Source organism: Yersinia pekkanenii, assembly GCF_001152565.1.
Classification (GTDB): domain Bacteria; phylum Pseudomonadota; class Gammaproteobacteria; order Enterobacterales; family Enterobacteriaceae; genus Yersinia; species Yersinia pekkanenii.
In genome coordinates this window covers 1-527 of record NZ_CQAZ01000211.1, presented here as the reverse complement: position 1 = coordinate 527, position 527 = coordinate 1, and the positions used below count along the sequence as shown (strand labels likewise).

Sequence of the window (527 nt, the reverse complement as noted above, 5' to 3'; positions counted from 1 at the left end):
GTGGCTGAGGGTGTTTTGTTACCGACGAACAGCACACTGGTTGTCGCCAGCGCGGAAAAACTGTCGGTGAAAGAGACATTGCACCTGTTAGACCATGCACAACGTCACAGTGTACAGATTCTGTTTATGGATACGCAGGGGCGCAAAGGCACCGGTAATGCACTGGCGACACTGGAAGAGGCTGGCGTGGCACGATTTAAGGCGGCCAATGAAACGCCGATCAGTGTGGATATTATCAGTCAGGGTGATAAGCGTCAGCGTTATGAGGCCCTTGCACAGAAGTATGCGGAACTCACGTCTTCTTCCGTCGCGGTCAGCGCTCAGGTCTCCGGCCCGCGTGAACAACAGCGGTTAACGCAGACCATCCGTGACACATTGCAGACACAGGGTCAGTTAAAAAGCGAGAGTGTCTCCGTGCAGAGTCTGGTGCCGGTGTGGCAGGACAGTAAAAGTCGCCGTCAGATGGACAATTATCGTGCCGGGATGGTGATGGAACGGTGGCACGCTGAAGAACGTAAGCTGGAGCG

The 527-nt window shown here is 54.8% G+C and carries 1 protein-coding gene; it reads left to right on the top strand.

What is annotated here, in order from left to right; genetic code table 11:
* Positions 1 to 527 (top strand): ssDNA-binding domain-containing protein (locus AEP37_RS26865; RefSeq protein WP_456243162.1); only part of this gene is annotated, 527 nt, incomplete at both ends.